The sequence below is a fragment of the Stomatohabitans albus genome, assembly GCF_036336025.1.
Lineage (GTDB): Bacteria > Actinomycetota > Nitriliruptoria > Euzebyales > Euzebyaceae > Stomatohabitans > Stomatohabitans albus.
The window spans coordinates 1-1,924 of sequence record NZ_JAYKKE010000008.1 but is presented as its reverse complement, the minus strand read 5'-3'; the positions used below and the strand labels follow the sequence as shown (position 1 = coordinate 1,924).

Below are 1,924 nucleotides of genomic sequence, written 5' to 3'. Positions count from 1 at the left end.
ACCGTCATTCACCCAATGCACCCCATAAAAATCAGTAAGAATCATCTGCCTCCCATTAGGTGAAAACGCAAAAGACGGCAACTCAGAGCCCACAACACGATACTGATGAACCTGGTACTGATCATCAATCGTCAACAACGGCTCACCACATGCCTTCTCCATACAATTCTCAGGTGGCGGTTTAATAATACTTTCAAGACTACTCAAAATTTGAGGATAAATAATAACCGGAACCTTAGGATAAAACCCAATAATTGTTGAACCCAGACCCTCTGAAACCTCACGCTTGTCATCCTCACCAAACCACCCGCTACCAGAACAAGCAGCCAAGGAAGCAACCAACAAAAGAACAAAACCAAAACGCCTGGGTATCATCACGACCCCTTTCACCAGCAACTCAGCACGACCTAATGCTTGTCAGGATTCTTGTAGCACAGCCCGCCAATAAACACCACTTTGAAACTAAGTGATTTCCACGTCCAAAAACCAACAACAACTACGACCCACGCCCCCCTGCGTTGGTCGCACCGGTCGGGGGTGGGGTGGGTTGAGGTTCTGGGGTATCGGCCTTGGTGCTCCCTCGCCAGGTACCACCAGGTACCACTGCCTCCGTCGTGCAGGCGGTTAGTCAGGCATATCGGGTAGGCCGTTGAGCCAGGCACGCACCCCATCCACATTCACGATCCTTGCATCCATCAACTCGATCTCTGGATACGCCGTATCTAAAACCGGCACCCGCTTTTTCACCTTGGTTGCCCCCGTGCGCAAATCAAACTCTCCCACAACCCATTGTTTCGTGTGGGTAGCTAACCGCCCAAAGATAAACATCGAATCGTCCTGAATGGAATACGTCGGCTTATTATCCATATCAATCAACAGCTCAGGAAAACGATCCTTAACCGGCCACGCATCCTCGGTCGCACCAGACACCTTATCAATACTTCTCACAATATCACTATCATCAATATAAAATATTTTATCATCATAAAAAGAAACTACTTGAGTCCCATTCGCACTACGTACATCTACCGATTGGAACTCATGTTCTCCATAATACCCCGAAGCTTCATCCCAATAGCCTACTAGATTCCTTGATTCTCCATCTGTTCCTATATAGGAAAATTTAGAATAGTCATGCTCATCGCATTGATAAAGCCAAAAATGATTGGAGAAGAATTTATCACCTCTATCAATCTTGTTCATCTGATGGGTAGACCAATCATATTTATATTCTATAATATTGTTATATCTTGGGTCCTGAACTGCATAATCTTTAAACTCATCTCCATATGAACTCAAGTACACATTGTTGCCACACGTGCTATACATTCCATCGATGATTCGCTCATAGGACCCAAACCCATCACCCTGGCGATACACAAAACGCGAACCAAAACCCCGTTCTCCTTCAATTTCGATACCCCCAAGATGGAGCATCACGAGAAAATTGCCATCATTATCTATCGTTAACCCCCTGGTTCCACCAGTGCCAGGAGCAGATGCAAACGACTGAACCGCACCGTCATTCACCCAATGCACCCCATAAAAATCAGTAAGAATCATCTGCCTCCCATTAGGTGAAAACGCAAAAGACGGCAACTCAGAGCCCACAACACGATACTGATGAACCTGGTACTGATCATCAATCGTCAACAACGGCTCACCACATGCCTTCTCCATACAATTCTCAGGTGGCGGTTTAATAATACTTTCAAGACTACTCAAAATTTGAGGATAAATAATAACCGGAACCTTAGGATAAAACCCAATAATTGTTGAACCCAGACCCTCTGAAACCTCACGCTTGTCATCCTCACCAAACCACCCGCTACCAGAACAAGCAGCCAAGGAAGCAACCAACAAAAGAACAAAACCAAAACGCCTGGGTATCATCACGACCCCTTTCACCAGCAACTCAGCACGA

At 45.8% G+C, this 1,924-nt stretch carries 2 protein-coding genes; both read right to left on the bottom strand.

Going from position 1 to position 1,924, the window contains the following annotated elements; translation table 11 throughout:
• Positions 1-375, bottom strand: a 375-nt coding sequence (locus VCU37_RS09300; RefSeq protein WP_336250373.1) for a hypothetical protein, incomplete at its 3' end; no start/stop codon positions are given.
• A gap of 249 nt (positions 376-624) precedes the next feature.
• Positions 625-1,924, bottom strand: a 1,300-nt coding sequence (locus tag VCU37_RS09295; RefSeq protein ID WP_336250372.1) for a hypothetical protein, incomplete at its 5' end; no start/stop codon positions are given.